Source organism: Streptomyces sp. NBC_01197 (genome assembly GCF_036010505.1).
In the GTDB taxonomy this organism is placed as follows: domain Bacteria; phylum Actinomycetota; class Actinomycetes; order Streptomycetales; family Streptomycetaceae; genus Streptomyces.
The window spans coordinates 2,163,652-2,178,942 of the sequence record NZ_CP108569.1; the positions used below are offsets into that span (position 1 = coordinate 2,163,652).

General features: G+C 71.5%; 11 protein-coding genes and 1 pseudogene. 8 read left to right on the forward strand and 4 right to left on the reverse strand.

Going from position 1 to position 15,291, the window contains the following annotated elements; translation table 11 throughout:
• Positions 1–83: 83 nt before the first annotated feature.
• From OG452_RS09630 to OG452_RS09640, 3 genes and pseudogenes are all read right to left on the reverse strand, one after another.
• Positions 84–1,376, reverse strand: coding sequence for an MFS transporter (locus tag OG452_RS09630; RefSeq protein ID WP_327295200.1), 1,293 nt, complete (start codon positions 1,374–1,376; stop codon positions 84–86).
• 312 nt (positions 1,377–1,688) lie between these two features.
• Positions 1,689–2,639: pseudogene (gene meaB / locus OG452_RS09635) on the reverse strand (methylmalonyl Co-A mutase-associated GTPase MeaB); the annotation flags it as partial.
• Between the two features lie 99 nt (positions 2,640–2,738).
• Positions 2,739–3,938 carry an acetyl-CoA C-acetyltransferase gene (locus OG452_RS09640; RefSeq protein WP_327295201.1) on the reverse strand — a complete coding sequence of 400 codons (1,200 nt, stop codon included), beginning with the start codon at positions 3,936–3,938 and terminating at the stop codon, positions 2,739–2,741.
• A gap of 134 nt (positions 3,939–4,072) precedes the next feature.
• On the opposite strand from OG452_RS09640, the gene mce reads away from it, so the two are divergent.
• The 7 genes from mce to OG452_RS09675 all read left to right on the forward strand — a co-directional run bounded on the left by mce (position 4,073) and on the right by OG452_RS09675 (position 13,646).
• On the forward strand, positions 4,073–4,552 hold the full coding sequence (mce, locus tag OG452_RS09645; RefSeq protein ID WP_327295203.1) for a methylmalonyl-CoA epimerase: 480 nt from the start codon (positions 4,073–4,075) through the stop codon (positions 4,550–4,552).
• Positions 4,553–4,729: 177 nt separating this feature from the next.
• Positions 4,730–8,449: a polarized growth protein Scy gene (gene scy, locus OG452_RS09650; protein WP_327295204.1), complete on the forward strand. Its 3,720-nt coding sequence runs from the start codon at positions 4,730–4,732 to the stop codon at positions 8,447–8,449.
• Positions 8,450–8,563: 114 nt separating this feature from the next.
• On the forward strand, positions 8,564–9,502 hold the full coding sequence (locus OG452_RS09655) for a cellulose-binding protein (RefSeq protein ID WP_327295205.1): 939 nt from the start codon (positions 8,564–8,566) through the stop codon (positions 9,500–9,502).
• Between the two features lie 226 nt (positions 9,503–9,728).
• Positions 9,729–10,751 (forward strand): ABC transporter ATP-binding protein, encoded by a 1,023-nt coding sequence (locus tag OG452_RS09660; protein ID WP_327295206.1) that lies wholly within the window; start codon positions 9,729–9,731, stop codon positions 10,749–10,751.
• Between the two features lie 2 nt (positions 10,752–10,753).
• Positions 10,754–11,521, forward strand: coding sequence for an ABC transporter permease subunit (locus OG452_RS09665; RefSeq protein WP_327295207.1), 768 nt, complete (start codon positions 10,754–10,756; stop codon positions 11,519–11,521).
• Between the two features lie 152 nt (positions 11,522–11,673).
• The gene (locus OG452_RS09670) at positions 11,674–12,786 is read left to right on the forward strand and encodes an ABC transporter ATP-binding protein (protein WP_327295208.1); all 1,113 of its coding nucleotides are present in this window, start codon (positions 11,674–11,676) and stop codon (positions 12,784–12,786) included.
• Positions 12,783–13,646 (forward strand): ABC transporter permease subunit, encoded by an 864-nt coding sequence (locus tag OG452_RS09675; RefSeq protein WP_327295209.1) that lies wholly within the window; start codon positions 12,783–12,785, stop codon positions 13,644–13,646. The genes OG452_RS09670 and OG452_RS09675 overlap by 4 nt, the downstream gene beginning before the upstream one ends.
• Positions 13,647–13,686: 40 nt before the next feature.
• On the opposite strand, the gene OG452_RS09680 is transcribed toward OG452_RS09675, so the two are convergent.
• Positions 13,687–14,019: an ATP/GTP-binding protein gene (locus OG452_RS09680; protein WP_327299570.1), complete on the reverse strand. Its 333-nt coding sequence runs from the start codon at positions 14,017–14,019 to the stop codon at positions 13,687–13,689.
• Positions 14,020–14,238: 219 nt separating this feature from the next.
• Between OG452_RS09680 and OG452_RS09685 the strand changes: the two genes are divergently transcribed.
• Positions 14,239–15,270 carry an LLM class flavin-dependent oxidoreductase gene (locus tag OG452_RS09685; RefSeq protein WP_327295210.1) on the forward strand — a complete coding sequence of 344 codons (1,032 nt, stop codon included), beginning with the start codon at positions 14,239–14,241 and terminating at the stop codon, positions 15,268–15,270.
• Positions 15,271–15,291: the final 21 nt, after the last annotated feature.

Here is a 15,291-nt window from a genome sequence, read left to right on the forward strand (position 1 = left end):
TTCCGTCCGAAGCAGAGCCGGGCGTCCGAACCCCGTACGGTCACCTCCGCCGGACTGGACCACGGCCGCTGGGAGGCCGACCGCTACGGCAAGGGGCCGCGTCCGGCACGAGATCCGCCTGACCCGCAGGACCTGCGAGGTCGTCTCGTCGCGCCAGAACGACGTAGACCACTGATCCGGACCAGGACCGGCAGGACCGGCAGGACGGACGCGGCGGAGAACAAGGCGGGTGCCGCCGCCAGGGCGAAACAGAGCGCGAGCGGAACCCGCCCGACCAGGACGCCGACAGCAGCCGTGCCCCCCGTGGACCCTGCGTTCACCGCGGTGTTGACCCAGGCACCGGCCCGGGTGCGGGCGCTCGGGCCCGCGCTCTCGTCGGCGATCAGATACGCGGTCGTCAGCGCGGGCGCCACGAAGAGACCGGCCAGAGCGGCGGCAGCGGCCAGCACCCGGAGATCCGGCGCGAGCCCGGCGCCGGTCAAGGTGAGCCCGAGGCCCGCGGCGGACAGCGCGAGCCGCAGCCGGGCGGGGGCGCGCCAGCTGACCGCCCCGTTGACCAGCCCGCCGACCACACTGCTCGCGGAGAGCGCTGCCAGCACCCACGCGACGGCGTCGGGCCGGCCGTGCCGCCCGGCGTCGGCGACCACCAGCAGATCGAGCCCGCCGAGCGCCAGCCCCACCCCCGCGGCCACCACCACGGGCTGCCGGGGCCACCGGGACCGTACGCCGACAGGACCGGTGTCGCAGGGCGGCGAGCCGGGCGGTGAGCCCGGGTTCTCCTGGTACGGGCCCGCCGCGACCGGCGACGTCACCAGGGCCAGGGTTCCCGCCAGCACCAGGAGGGCGCTGACGGCGACTCCCGCCGAGGGCGAGGCGCAGGTCACCAGGGCGCCGACGAGCAACGGCCCGGCGACGTAGAGCAGTTCCTCCGCGACCCCGTCCAGGCTGTACGCGCGCTGCAACAGCTCCCGGCCCGGAACGAGCCTGCGCCACAGGGTCCGCATGGTCGGCCCGAGCGGTGGCGTCCCCGCGCCGGCGGCCGCGGCGAGTGCCGCGATCAGCGGCGGGGGCGTGCCGGGCCGCCGGGTGGCGGCGGCGAGCACCAGGAGCAGCACCGCGTAGCCGCCTGCCATGGGGACGAGCGCGCGGCGGGGTCCGTAGCGGTCGACCAGGGCGGCTCTGGCGGGCGAGAGGCAGACGCTGGTCGCGCCGAAGAGCGCCATGGCGGTACCCGCGAGGGTGAAGGAGCCCGAAGCGTCCTTGACGGCGAGTACGAGGGAGAGGGAGACCATCCCGTAGGAGAGACGGCCGATCAGGGCGGCACCGAAGGTGCGGCGGGCGTGCGGGGGCCGCAGGACAGCGGCGTAGGACGGCATGGGGGGGGTTCCTCGGAAGCGGCACGGACAGGACACCGGGTGGTCGGCCGGGTCCTACGCACGAGAGAGGAACATGCGGTCACCGTAGCAGGGGGCGCCCCCGGGACCCTGGTCCCGGGCTGCCGCCTTCGGATGCCGCCCCGCTCAGCCCGACGGCCTTGCGCCTGGCCTCAGTTCGATCAGCCGTCAGTACCGGTCGCACCGGCCCCGGACCGACGAACCGTGAGTACCGGGCTGCCGCCCGCCTCAGTCCGACGAGCCCCGGGTACCAGCCGCCCCGGCTGCCCCGTCCGGCTCGGCAGCCACCGCCGCCCCCTCCGTCACGGCCTCCACCAGGGTGTCCGCCGCCGCGTACGGGTCCAGGCTGCCCCTGACGATCCGGTCGGCCAGGGCGTCGAGGCGGTGGTCGCCGCGCAGGTCGCCGATCCGTTCGCGCAGGGCCGTGACCGCGATCGTCTCTACCTCGTGCGCCGCGCGTGCCCTGCGGCGTTCGTCCAGGACGCCGTGCTCCTCCATCCAGGCCCGGTGCTTCTCCAGCGCCTCCACGACCTCGTCGACGCCCTCGCCGCGCGCCGCCACGGTCTTCACGATCGGCGGGCGCCAGTCGCCGGGGCCGCGCGCCTCGCCCAGGCCCAGCATGTGGTTGAGCTCGCGCGCGGTCGCGTCGGCGCCGTCCCGGTCGGCCTTGTTGACGACGTACACATCGCCGATCTCCAGGATTCCGGCCTTGGCGGCCTGGATCCCGTCGCCCATCCCGGGCGCGAGCAGCACCACCGACGTGTCGGCCTGCGAGGCGATCTCCACCTCGGACTGGCCGACGCCGACCGTCTCCACCAGCACCACGTCGCACCCGGCGGCGTCCAGCACCCGGATCGCCTGCGGGGCGGCCCAGGCGAGGCCGCCCAGATGGCCCCGGGTGGCCATCGAGCGGATGTAGACGCCCGGGTCGGACGCGTGCTCGGACATCCGGACCCGGTCGCCGAGCAGCGCGCCCCCGGAGAACGGCGACGAGGGGTCGACGGCGAGCACCCCGACCCGCTTGCCGGCCCGCCGGTACGCCGAGACCAGCGCCGAGGTGGAAGTCGACTTGCCGACACCAGGCGAACCCGTCAGCCCGACGACGTACGCGCCGCCGGTCAGCGGGGCCAGCCGCGCCATCACCTCGCGCAGCTGCGGGGACGCCCCCTCCACCAGGGAGATCAGCCGGGCGACGGCCCTCGGCCTGCCCTCACGGGCCTGTCCGACCAGGGTGGGGACGTCCATGTCCACGTTCACAGCTCCGCTCAGTCCACTTCCGTATCCGGCCACTTCCCTGTCCGGCCGGTTCCGTATCCGGGTGCCCGTCGGCGCCCCGGACCGCTCCTACTTGGGTACGCGCACGATCAGGGCGTCACCCTGTCCGCCACCGCCGCACAGGGCGGCCGCGCCGACCCCGCCGCCGCGCCGCTTCAGCTCCAGCGCGAGGTGCAGGACCACCCGGGCGCCGGACATCCCGATGGGGTGTCCGAGTGCGATGGCGCCGCCGTTGACGTTCACCTTTTCCGGCGAGACCCCGAGGTCCTTCATTGACTGGACGGCGACGGCCGCGAACGCCTCGTTGATCTCGATGAGATCGAGGTCGCCGACGCCGATGCCCTCCTTGCCCAGCGCGTGCTGGATGGCCTGGGAGGGCTGGGACTGCAGGGAGTTGTCCGGGCCCGCCACATTGCCGTGCGCACCGATCTCGGCGATCCAGTCGAGCCCGAGCTCCTCCGCCTTGGCCTTGCTCATCACCACGACCGCGGCCGCACCGTCGGAGATCTGCGACGACGTGCCGGCGGTGATCGTGCCGTCCTTGATGAAGGCGGGGCGCAGCTTGCCGAGCGACTCCGCCGTGGTCTCGGCCCTGATGCCCTCGTCCTGCGAGAAGAGCACCGGCTCGCCCTTGCGCTGCGGGATCTCGACCGGCGTGATCTCGGCCTCGAACAGGCCGTTCTTCTGCGCGGCGGCGGCCCGCTGGTGGGAGCCGGCGGCGAAGGCGTCCTGCGGGGCGCGGTCGATACCGAGGCGGGCGTTGTGCTTCTCGGTGGACTCACCCATAGGGATGGACTCGAAGGAGTCGGTGAGGCCGTCGTACGCCATCGAGTCGAGCATCTCGACCGCGCCGTACTTGTAGCCCTCACGCGACTTCGGCAGCAGATGCGGTGCGTTGGTCATGGACTCCTGGCCGCCGGCCACCACCACGTCGAACTCACCGGCGCGGATCAGCTGGTCGGCGAGGGCGATGGCGTCGAGCCCGGAGAGACAGACCTTGTTGATGGTCAGCGCGGGGACGTTCATGGGGATGCCCGCCTTGACGGCGGCCTGGCGTGCCGGGATCTGCCCTGCCCCGGCCTGGAGCACCTGCCCCATGATCACGTACTGCACCTGGTCTCCGCCGATACCGGCCCGCTCCATCGCGGCCTTGATCGCGAAGGCGCCGAGGTCGGCACCGGAGAAGGACTTGAGCGAACCGAGGAGCCGGCCCATCGGGGTCCTGGCTCCGGCGACGATCACGGAGGTACTGCTGTTCGTTCCAGACATGAGGCGCGGCCCCTTGGAAGAGAGTGAACGAGGGTTTACTTGAATGTACTGAGCGGCCCCCCGCCCGTCACCGCCCCACCCATGTGATCGCGCGCACGTTGCGTAACCAGGTGTCGGCGCGCTGCACTGGGGGAATGCTGACGCGAATCGACCACATCGGGATCGCCTGCTTCGACCTCGACAAGACTGTCGAGTTCTACCGGGCGACATACGGCTTCGAGGTGTTCCACACCGAGGTCAACGAGGAGCAGGGCGTCCGGGAGGCCATGCTCAAGATCAATGAGACGTCCGACGGCGGTGCCTCCTGTCTCCAGCTCCTGGAGTCCGTCCGCGAGGACTCCGCGGTGGGCAAGTGGCTGGCGAAGAACGGTGAGGGTGTGCACCACATCGCCTTCGGCACCGCGGACGTGGACGGTGACTCCCAGGATATTCGGGACAAGGGCATCCGTGTGCTGTACGACGAGCCGCGCACCGGGACCATGGGCTCCCGGATCACGTTCCTTCACCCCAAGGACTGCCACGGGGTCCTGACGGAGCTGGTCACGGCCGCCGCACCGCACGGAGCGGCCGCGGAAGCCGGTGAGGGGGACCCTCTGGCGCGTAAGGAGCACTGACCCCCGGATACCTGGGCCGGTAGAGTGGGCGGCTCCGGTCCGGGGCCGGATCGGGGCCTGTGACCCATGCCTCGTCGTTGATCTGACACCATTCCCCCCGGGGGCCCGTCGTCGCCGAGACGACGGAGCTCGTACGGGAAGAGTGTGTTGCGACCAGGGGACGGATGGGACCGCGCAGTGCGGGGCTACGAACGCCAGGAGAGCCACCGGGCTGAAGACGACCATCTTTCGCGGTTCGAGGCCAAGATGGACCGGCTGAAGACCGAGCGGGAGAAGGCCGTACAGCACGCCGAGGACCTCGGTTACCAGGTCGAGGTCTTGCGTGCCAAGCTCCACGAGGCGCGCCGCAGTCTGGCGTCCCGTCCTGCCTACGACCAGGCGGACATCGGTTACCAGGCCGAGCAGTTGCTGCGGAACGCGCAGGTGCAGGCCGACCAGTTGCGCACCGACGCCGAGCGCGAACTGCGCGAAGCACGCGCCCAGACGCAGCGCATCCTCCAGGAGCACGCCGAGCACCAGGCCAGGCTCCAGGCCGAACTGCACAGCGAGGCGGTGACCCGGCGCCAGCGCCTGGACCAGGAGCTCTCCGAGCGCCGGCAGACCGTCGAGTCGCACGTCAACGAGAACGTGGCCTGGGCCGAACAGCTGCGCGCCCGGACCGAGTCCCAGGCGCGCAGGCTCATGGACGAGTCGCGCGCCGAGGCCGAGCAGTCCCTGGCCGCTGCCCGCGCCGAGGCCGAGCGGCTGGTCTCCGAGGCCCGCCAGCGCCTCGGTTCCGAGACCGAGTCGGCCCGCAGCGAGGCCGACACCATCCTGCGCAGGGCCCGCGCCGAGGCGGAGCGGCTGCTCACCGCCGCCTCCACCCAGGCGCAGGAGGCCACCACCCACGCCGAGCAGCTGCGTACGTCCACGACCGCCGAGTCCGACCAGGCCCGGCAGCAGGCCGCAGAACTCAGCCGCGGTGCCGAGCAGCGGGTCCAGGAGGCCGAGCGCGCGCTGCGCGAGGCGCGGGCGGAGGCCGAGAAGGTCCTCACCGAGGCGAAGGACGCGGCGGCCAAGCAGCTCACCGCGGCCGATTCGGTCAACGAGCAGCGCACCCGCACCGCGAAGGCCGAGATCGCCCGGCTGGTCGGCGAGGCGACCAAGGACGCGGAGGCCCTCAAGGCGGAGGCCCAGCAGGCACTTGAGGACGCTCGCGGCACCGCGGAGCGGATGGTCGCCGAGGCGAGCGACAAGGCCAGGACGGCAGCGGCCGAGGACACGGCCGCGCAGCTGGCCAAGGCCGCCAGAACCGCCGAGGAGATCCTGACCAAGGCCTCCGAGGACGCCAGGTCGACCACCAGGGCCGCGACCGACGAGGCCGAACGGATCCGCCACGAGGCGGAGGCGGAGGCCGCGCGGCTCAGCGACCAGGCCGCCGAGTCGGCCGAGCAGCTCAAGGGCGCGGCCAAGGACGACACCAAGGAGTACCGGGCCAAGACGGTCGAGCTCCAGGACGAGGCGCGCAGGCTCCGCGGCGAGGCGGAGCAGCTGCGGGCCGACGCGGTCGCCGAGGGCGAGCGCATCCGCGGTGAGGCCCGCCGGGAGGCCGTGCAGCAGATCGAGGAGGCGGCGCGGACCGCCGAGGAGCTGCTGGCCAAGGCGAAGGCCGACGCGGACGAGGTGCGCTCGGGAGCCACCGCCGAGTCCGAGCGGGTACGCGCCGAGGCCGTCGAGCGCGCCACGACGCTGCGTACCCAGGCCGAGGAGACGCTGGAGCGCACCCGCGCCGAGGCAGCTCGGCTGGCCGCCGAAGCGGAGGAGCACGCGGAGGCGACCCGCACCCAGGCCGAGGAGGCCGCCGGTGTGCTGCGCGAGGAGAACGAACGCGGCATAGAGGCCCGCAGGGCCGACGCGGCCGGGGAGCTGGCCCGGCTGCACTCCGAGGCCGAGGAGCGGCTGAGCGGCGCCGAGACGGCGCTGGCCGACGCCCGCGCCGAGGCCGAGCGGCTCCGCAAGGAGACCGCGGACGAGACCGAGCGGCTGCGCGCCGAGGCGGCCGAGCGGGTCCGCGCGCTCCAGGCACAGGCCGAGCAGGAGGCCGAGCGGCTGCGCGACGAGGCCGCGGCGGACGCCTCGCAGGCCCGCGCCGAGGGCGAGAACATCGCCGTACGGCTGCGCAGCGAGGCCACCGCGGAGGCGGAGCGGCTCAAGTCCGAGGCGCAGGACAGCGCCGACCGGATGCGCGCCGAGGCCGCCGCGGCGGCCGAACGCGTCGGTACGGAGGCGCAGGAGGCGCTCGCCGCCGCCCAGGAGGAGGCCAACCGGCGCCGCCGGGAGGCGGAGGAGACCCTGTCGTCGGCCCGTGCCGAGGCCGAACAGGAGCGGGTCCAGGCGCGTGGCCAGAGCGAGGAGTTGCTGGCCTCCGCGCGCAAGCGGGTGGAGGAGGCCCAGGCCGAGGCCGCGCGGCTGGTCGAGGAGGCGGACCGCAGGGCCACCGAGCTGGTGTCGGCGGCCGAGCAGACCGCTCAGCAGGTACGGGACTCGGTCGCGGGTCTCCAGGACCAGGCCGAGCAGGAGATCACCGGGCTGCGCTCGGCGGCGGAGCACGCGGCGGAGCGGACCAGGACGGAGGCGCAGGAGGAGGCGGACCGGGTCCGTTCCGACGCGCACGCCGAGCGGGAGCGCGCGTCCGAGGACGCGGGCCGGATCCGACGCGTCGCCCAGGAGGAGTCCGAGGCCGCCAAGTCCCTGGCCGAGCGCACCGTTTCGGATGCGATCGCCGAGGCGGAGAAGCTGCGCTCCGACACCGCCGATTACGCCCAGCGGATGCGGACCGAGGCCTCCGACACGGTGGCGTCGGCCGAACAGGACGCGGCCCGCGCCCGGGCCGATGCACGCGAGGACGCCAACCGCATCCGCTCGGACGCGGCGGGCCAGGCGGACGCCCTGATCGCGGAGGCTTCCGGCGAGTCGGAGCGGATGCGGGCCGAGGCGGCCGAGACCGTCGGCGCCGCCCAGCAGGCCGCCGAGCGCATCCGGGTGGAGGCCGAGCGGGTCAGGGCCGACGCCGCCGCCACTGCCGAACAGCTGCGTGCCGAGGCCCAGTCGGAGTCCGACCGGATGCTGGACGAGTCTCGTGAGGTCGCGGCCAAGCGCCGCGCGGACGCGGCGGAACAGGCCGACCAGCTGATGTCGAAGGCCCAGGAGGAGGCGCTGCGCACCGCCACCGAGGCCGAGGCGCAGGCCGACACGATGGTCGGAGCAGCCCGACAGGAGGCCGACCGGATCACCGCCGAGGCGACCGTCGAGGGCAACAGCCTGGTGGAGCGGTCCCGTACGGACGCCGATGAACTGCTCGTCGGCGCACGGCGGGACGCGACCGCCATAAGGGAGCGGTCCGAGGAGCTGCGGGACCGGGTGACGGCCGAGATCGAGGAGCTGCACGAGCGGGCCCGCCGCGAGACAGCCGAGCAGCTCAAGTCGGCGGGCGAACGCGTCGACAAGCTGCTGAAGGCGGCCGCCGACCAGCAGGCCGAGGCTGAGGCGAAGGCCAAGGAGCTGGTGTCCGACGCCGAGTCGGAGGCGGCCAGTGTCCGGATCTCCGCCGTCAAACGGGCCGAGGCCCTCCTGAAGGAGGCCGAGCAGAAGAAGGCCGGTCTGATACGGGAGGCGGAGCAGCTCAAGACGGACGCCGCGGCCGAGTCGGACCATCTCATCGAGGAAGCCACCCGCGAGCACGATGTGCTGATGCGCCGTCGGGCGGACATCCAGGCCGAGATCTCCCGTGTCCAGGACGTACTGGAGGCGTTGGAGTCCTTCGAGGCGCCGACCGGGAGCGGCAAGGCCGCAGACGGCGTCAAGGCAGGTGCGGCGGCAGGCGGAACCCGTCCGAGTGGCAAGCCTTCTGATGGCTAGCCACTCAAAAGGCTGGACATTCTCCAGATCAAACGGGCATCCGCTCGATGACACGCCGCTTCGGCCCCTAGGATTCCCCCTATCACCTCACCGGTCTCATTCGACAGGAACCCCATGAGCGACACTTCCTCCCCATTCGGCTTCGAGCTCGTGCGGCGTGGTTACGACCGCGGTCAGGTGGACGACCGCATTACCAAGCTCGTCGCCGACCGTGACAGCGCTCTGGCACGGATCACCTCTCTGGAAAAGCGCATCGAGGAACTCCACCTCGAGACGCAGAACGCGCAGGCCCAGGTCAACGACGCGGAGCCGTCGTACGCGGGTCTCGGCGCCCGCGTCGAGAAGATCCTCCGGCTTGCCGAGGAGGAGGCGAAGGACCTCCGTGAGGAGGCCCGTCGCGCGTCCGAGCAGCACCGCGAGCTCGCCGAGTCGGCCGCCCAGCAGGTCCGCAACGACGCCGAGTCCTTCGCATCCGAGCGCAAGGCGAAGGCCGAGGACGAGGGCGTCCGGATCGTAGAGAAGGCGAAGAGCGACGCGTCCTCGCTGCGTTCCGAGGCCCAGAAGGACGCGCAGTCCAAGCGTGAGGAGGCCGATGCCCTCTTCGAGGAGACCCGCGCCAAGGCCGCCCAGGCCGCCGCGGACTTCGAGACGAACCTGGCCAAGCGCCGCGAGCAGTCTGAGCGCGACCTGGCCTCGCGTCAGGCCAAGGCCGAGAAGCGTCTGGCCGAGATCGAGCACCGCGCCGAGCAGCTCCGTCTGGAGGCGGAGAAGCTGCGTACGGACGCCGAGCGCCGCGCCCGTCAGACGGTGGAGACGGCTCAGCGCCAGGCCGAGGACATCGTGGCCGACGCGAACGCCAAGGCCGACCGGATCCGCAGCGAATCGGAGCGCGAGCTGGCGGCGCTCACCAACCGCCGCGACTCGATCAACGCGCAGCTGACCAACGTCCGCGAGATGCTGGCCACGCTGACCGGTGCCGCGGTGGCCGCTGCCGGTGCGCCGGCCGACGAGGAGCAGACCTCCCACGGAGTCCCGGCGCAGCAGACCCGCTGACCCGCCGCTACGTCGCCTCTCCCCCGGGGCCGCGTCTCGATGGTCTCAGTGCAGGTCTCGGTACATCCGCGGTCCCGCGTACCGCGAGCAAGCCCCCCGTCATTCCGGTGGCGGGGGGCTTGTCGTACGCCTAACGTGGCTGCGTGCTGCCCTCAGGATCCGCGCGGCCCGGCCGGGGGCAGGGGGAAGGCCGGGCGAATCACCAGAAACGACGAGGCGGAACGCAGTGATCGAACTCTCGGGGCTGACCAAACGCTATGGCGAGAAGATGGCGGTCGACCAGCTGACCTTCAATGTACGACCGGGCATCGTCACCGGCTTCCTGGGACCCAACGGAGCCGGGAAGTCCACCACGATGCGGATGGTCCTCGGCCTGGACAACCCCACGGGCGGAGACGTCCGGATCGACGGCAAGCACTACAAGGACCTCAAGGACCCGCTGCGGCACATCGGCGCGCTGCTCGACGCCAAGACCATGCACGGCGGGCGTACGGCCCACAACCATCTGCTCTGTCTCGCGCAGAGCAACGGCATCCCGGCGTCCCGGGTCGGCGAGGTGCTGGAGACCGTCGGCCTCTCGGCGGTGGCGAAGAAGCGCGCCAAGGGCTTCTCGCTCGGCATGGGGCAGCGGCTCGGCATCGCGGGGGCGCTGCTCGGTGACCCCGAGATCCTGATGTTCGACGAGCCGGTGAACGGTCTGGACCCCGAGGGCATCCACTGGATCCGCAACCTCATGAAGGCCCTTGCCGGGCAGGGCCGCACGATCTTCGTCTCCTCGCACCTGATGAGCGAGATGGCCCTCACCGCCGACCACTTGGTCGTCATCGGGCAGGGGCGGCTGATGGCCGACACCAGCATGTCGGAGTTCATCGCGGAGAACTCGCGGTCGTACGTGCGGCTGCGCTCCCCGCAGCGGGAGCAGCTCTTCGACGTGCTGCACGAGGCCGGGTACAAGCCGGTCTCGGCGGGCGACGGCACACTCGAAGTGGACGGCACGGCCGCGGCCGACATCGGTGAACTCGCCGCCCGACACCAGCTCGTCCTGCATGAGCTGAGTCCCCAGCAGGCTTCACTCGAAGAGGCGTTCATGCAGCTCACCGCGGAATCGGTGGAGTACCACGCACACAACGGCGGCGACAGCGCACCTCCGGGCGCACCGCGGCAGCCCGGGTGGGGTCAGAAACCGCAGCAGCCGGGACAGCAGCCCAGGTGGGGCCAGGACCCGAAGAACCCGAAGAGGGGGGCCTGACCATGGCGGCCGCCCAGGTGATGAAGTCCGAGTGGACCAAGATCCGCTCGGTGCAGTCCACCGTCTGGACACTGGCGAGCGCGCTGGTGGTGACGGTGGCGTTCGGGGCGCTGTTCAGCGCGCTGTCGAACTCCCAGTTCAGCAACATGCCCCGCTCGGACCAGCTCACCTTCGACCCGACGTCGGTGAGTTTCGCGGGGATCGTGCTCGGCCAGCTCGCGCTGATCGTCTTCGGGGTGCTCGTGGTCTCGAACGAGTACAGCACCGGAATGATCCGGATGTCGCTGGCCGCCGTCCCGCAGCGCGGCACCTTCTACGTCTCCAAGATCGTGGTGGCCACGGTCCTGGCGTTCGTCATCGGTGTGGTGACGAGCTTTCTGACGTACTTCCTCGGCCAGGCGCTGCTCGGCGTCCACCGCTCCCACATCGGGGACCCCGGTGTGCTGCGGGCCGTGTTCGGTGCCTCGCTGTACATGACTCTGATCACGATGTTCTCGATGGGCATCGCCTCGCTGCTGCGCAGTCCCATGCTGTCGCTGGGCATCCTGATGCCGTTCTTCTTCCTGATCTCCAACATCCTGGGAAGCGTCTCCGCCACCAAGAAGGTCGGCCAGTACCTCCCCGACCAGGCAGGGAGCAAGATCACCCAGGTGGTGTCGGGCAGTAACAGCGCCCCGTACGGGCCCTGGGCCGGGCTGGGCATCATGGCTCTGTGGGTGGCGGCCGCGGTGCTCGCCGGCTACGTACTGCTGAAGAAACGCGACGCCTGACGGCCGTTCCGGGGGCCGGTGGCCGGAAACGGCCGCCGCTCACGGCTTGGCTGGAACCGTAAAGGCCTGGTTATCCTCCTCACTCATACGGGGGTGTTCGGCCAAAAGCGGCCAGGCCCCGACGACACGCAGAACGTCGATGGGGCTGGAGAATGATCGAGGCAGTCGGCCTGACGAAGCGCTACGGCGCCAAGACGGCCGTGTACAACCTTTCCTTCCAGGTGCGGCCCGGCACGGTGACCGGCTTCCTGGGGCCCAACGGCTCCGGGAAGTCGACCACCATGCGCATGATCCTCGGCCTCGACCAGCCGACCTCGGGCCATGTCACGATCGGCGGCCACCCCTTCCGCAAGCTGCCGAACGCCCCCCGGCAGATCGGCGCCCTGCTCGACGCCAAGGCGGTGCACGGCGGCCGCAGCGCGCGCAGCCATCTGCTCTCGCTGGCGCAGCTCTCCGGGATCCCGGCGTCCCGGGTCGACGAGGTGCTCGGTGTCGTCGGCCTCCAGGAGGTGGCCCGCAAACGCTCCAACGGGTTCTCGCTCGGTATGGGGCAGCGCCTGGGCATCGCCGCCGCCCTGCTCGGCGACCCGCAGGTGCTGCTCTTCGACGAGCCGGTCAACGGTCTCGACCCGGAGGGCATCCTCTGGGTCCGCAATCTGATGAAGTCCCTTGCCGCGGAGGGCCGTACGGTCCTCGTCTCGTCGCACCTGATGAGCGAGATGGCCCTCACCGCCGACCATCTGATCGTGATCGGCCGCGGCCAGCTGCTCTCGGATATGAGCACCAAGGACTTCATCTCGCACAACTCGGCCGACTTCGCACGGGTACGCACCCCCGACATGCCGCAGCGCGAGAAGCTGACGGCCGCGCTCACCGAGGCCGGCGGGCAGGTCATGCCGGAGCAGGATCTCGCGCTGCGGGTGACCGGGCTGCCGCTGGCGCGTATCAGCGACCTCGCGCATGACGCCGGCGTACGGCTGTGGGAGCTCTCACCGCACCAGGCCTCGCTGGAGGAGGCGTACATGCGGATGACGCAGGGGGCGGTCGACTACCGCTCGACGGCGGATCGGCTGTCCGGCTTCGAGCAGCCCGACCACCCGCTGCCGGCGCCGCCCGAGATGCCGCAGCAGGGCTGGTACGCCCCGCCGCCGCCCGGCCAGAACCCGTACGCCGCTCCCCCGGCCGCCGCGCCCGCGCCGCCCGCCACCGGCCCCACAGCGCCGCAGGCCGCCGCTCCCGCTCCCGCCCCGAAGGACCTCCGATGACGACCCCCGCTTCCGCGCCGTTCCAGCCGCCGCAGCAGCAGCCGCCCCTGCCCCACCGGGCTCCGTCCTACGTCTCGCCGATCCCGGTGACCGACGCGCACCTCGGGCACGCCATCGCTTCGGAGTGGACGAAGATCAAGTCGCTCCGCTCCACGATGTGGACGCTGGGCGTGCTGATCCTGCTCGTCTTCGGCATCGGCCTGCTGACGACAGTCGCCGTCTCGTCGTCCGGTTCCACGATGAACGGCACCCCGGTGCTGAGTATGGGGTTCTTCGGCGTGCTGCTCGGCTCGATGTGCGTCATCACGCTCGGTGTGCTGACGGTGGCATCCGAGTACGGCACCGGCATGATCCGCACGACTTTGACCGCCTGCCCGAGCCGGGCGCGGGTGCTCACGGCGAAGGCGATCGTCTTCTTCCTGCTGGCGTTCGTCATCCTGCTGGTGACGACCACGCTGGTCGCGATGTTCCAGTACGCGGTGCTCCAGGGGACGGGCGCCCGGCAGCCGGACGCCGCGGGGTGGATCCTGGCGACGGTGGGCGTCAGCCTCCATGTCGCCGTGCTGGGGCTGCTGTCGCTGGCCGTCGGCTCGCTGATCCGGCACTCGGCCGGTGCGATCACGGTCATGCTCGGGGTGGTGCTGGTCCCGCTGGTGCTGGCGCTGTTCATGCCGCAATCACTGTTCAGTGTGCGCGAGAAGCTCTTCGAGTACTCGATCCCCAACCAGCTCAGCGCCTTCTACAGCACCTCGGTCTCCAGCACCGGGCCGTCCGGCTGGGAGGCGCTGTGCGTCCTGCTCGGGGTGACGGCGGTGGTCTTCGGGGGCGCGGTCGCCGCGCTCAACAGCCGCGACGTCTGAAGCGACTCAGCATTTTCGGCGATCAAGCATTTTCGGCGATTCAGTATTTCGGCGCGTTACGGGACCGCTGCACCCGGGAGGTGCGGCGGTCCTTGGCGTTCCAGCAGGCCTTGTGCCAGTGCCTGCGGTCGTCGACCCCGCCGTACTCGGGCCAGGCCACCACATGCGGCACCCCCGAGGGGATCTCCTGGTCGCAGCCGGGACAGCGGTAGCGCTTGCCCTGCGCGCTCGCCCCGCTGACCATGCGGACCGACCACTCCTCGCCCTGCCAGGACTCGGTGGCCTGGAGGCCGAAGCGGTCGGGCCCCCCACCCCCGCCGACGGACTCGCTCGGCTTCTCGCCCCCACGGGGGCGGTTGCGGCGCGGGGACACGTAACACCTCACGGGGCAGAGCGGACAGTTTCTCGCTCGGTCCAGCCTAAGGGCAGCGGAACGCCACATCCGTACCGCGCACCGTGAGAACGTGAAAGCCCCGGAGCCCTGCTTACCGGAAAATCACAACAACTTTGCGATGGGCCGTGCCTTTGGCACGTGTCAGGCGTTGTTGCCGGTAAGGGGAGAGTCGCGTCGGCCGCAAGGAGGCAGAAGGCGATGCGTGTTGGGGCATTTGTACTGGCAGCCCAGTTCCCGGGGCAGGGGCAGGAAGAGGCACTGCACCGCGCGGTGCGGTCCGCCGAGGTCGCCGAGGAGGCCGGGCTCGACGCGGTCTGGCTGGCCGAGCACCACTTCGTACCGTACGGGGTCTGCCCGTCGGCCGTGACGCTGGCCGCGATGATGCTGGGCCGCACCCGGCGGATCCAGGTCGGTACGGCGGTGAGCGTACTGCCGACCGTGCACCCGGTCGCGCTGGGCGAACAGGCGGCGCTGCTGCACATCACATCGGGCGGACGGTTCAGCCTCGGTGTGGGACGCGGCGGCCCCTGGGTGGACCTGGAGGTCTTCGGCGCGGGGCTCGGCGCATACGAGAGCGGCTTCCCGGAGTCACTGGACCTGCTGCTGCGGTGGCTGCGCGAGTCCCGGGTCTCGGCCGGAGGGGAGCGCTTCCGCTTCCGTGAAGTCCCGGTCGTACCACGGCCGCAGGAGCTGCGGTGCGGTGAAGTGCCGGGGCCCGAGGTCATCGTGGCATGCACTTCCCCGGCCAGTGTGCGGCTCGCCGCCGAGCGCGGTCTGCCGATGCTGCTCGGGATGCATTCGGACGACGAGGAGAAGGCCGAAATGATCTCCCTGTGGCGAACGCACGCGCGGGCAGCGGGAGTTCCGGCCGGGGCCGTGTCGGAGGCCGGGCATGTGGCGGCGGGAGTGGCGCAGATCGCGGACCGCCGGGCCGAGGCGGCGGAGACTCTGGTGAAGGCCATGCCGGGCTGGCTCAAACAGGGACTTGACGCCCATGTGACCGTCGACGGCAGACACCGCGCGATGCGGGACCCGGTCGCGTACACGGAGATGCTCTGCGGTATCCATCCGGTGGGCCCTCCCCGTCTGGCTGCCGACCGGCTCGCGGCCACGGCGGAGAGGACCGGCATCACACGGTTCGCGATGCTGGTGGAGGGTTCGGGCGATGTAGCGGCCACCGAGGAGAACCTCCGGCTGATCGGAGCCGAAGTCCTCCCCAGGTTGCACTGATCCAGTGGAACCGGGCACTGC

Bases quoted from the DNA above. Each gene is read 5' to 3' on its own strand.
- OG452_RS09665 (WP_327295207.1), top strand. From the start codon at position 10,754: ATGGCGGCCGCCCAGGTGATGAAGTCCGAGTGGACCAAGATCCGCTCG.
- OG452_RS09640 (WP_327295201.1), bottom strand. From the start codon at position 3,938: ATGTCTGGAACGAACAGCAGTACCTCCGTGATCGTCGCCGGAGCCAGG.
- OG452_RS09685 (WP_327295210.1), top strand. From the start codon at position 14,239: ATGCGTGTTGGGGCATTTGTACTGGCAGCCCAGTTCCCGGGGCAGGGG.
- OG452_RS09630 (WP_327295200.1), bottom strand. From the start codon at position 1,376: ATGCCGTCCTACGCCGCTGTCCTGCGGCCCCCGCACGCCCGCCGCACC.
- OG452_RS09655 (WP_327295205.1), top strand. From the start codon at position 8,564: ATGAGCGACACTTCCTCCCCATTCGGCTTCGAGCTCGTGCGGCGTGGT.
- OG452_RS09670 (WP_327295208.1), top strand. From the start codon at position 11,674: ATGATCGAGGCAGTCGGCCTGACGAAGCGCTACGGCGCCAAGACGGCC.
- mce (WP_327295203.1), top strand. From the start codon at position 4,073: ATGCTGACGCGAATCGACCACATCGGGATCGCCTGCTTCGACCTCGAC.
- OG452_RS09675 (WP_327295209.1), top strand. From the start codon at position 12,783: ATGACGACCCCCGCTTCCGCGCCGTTCCAGCCGCCGCAGCAGCAGCCG.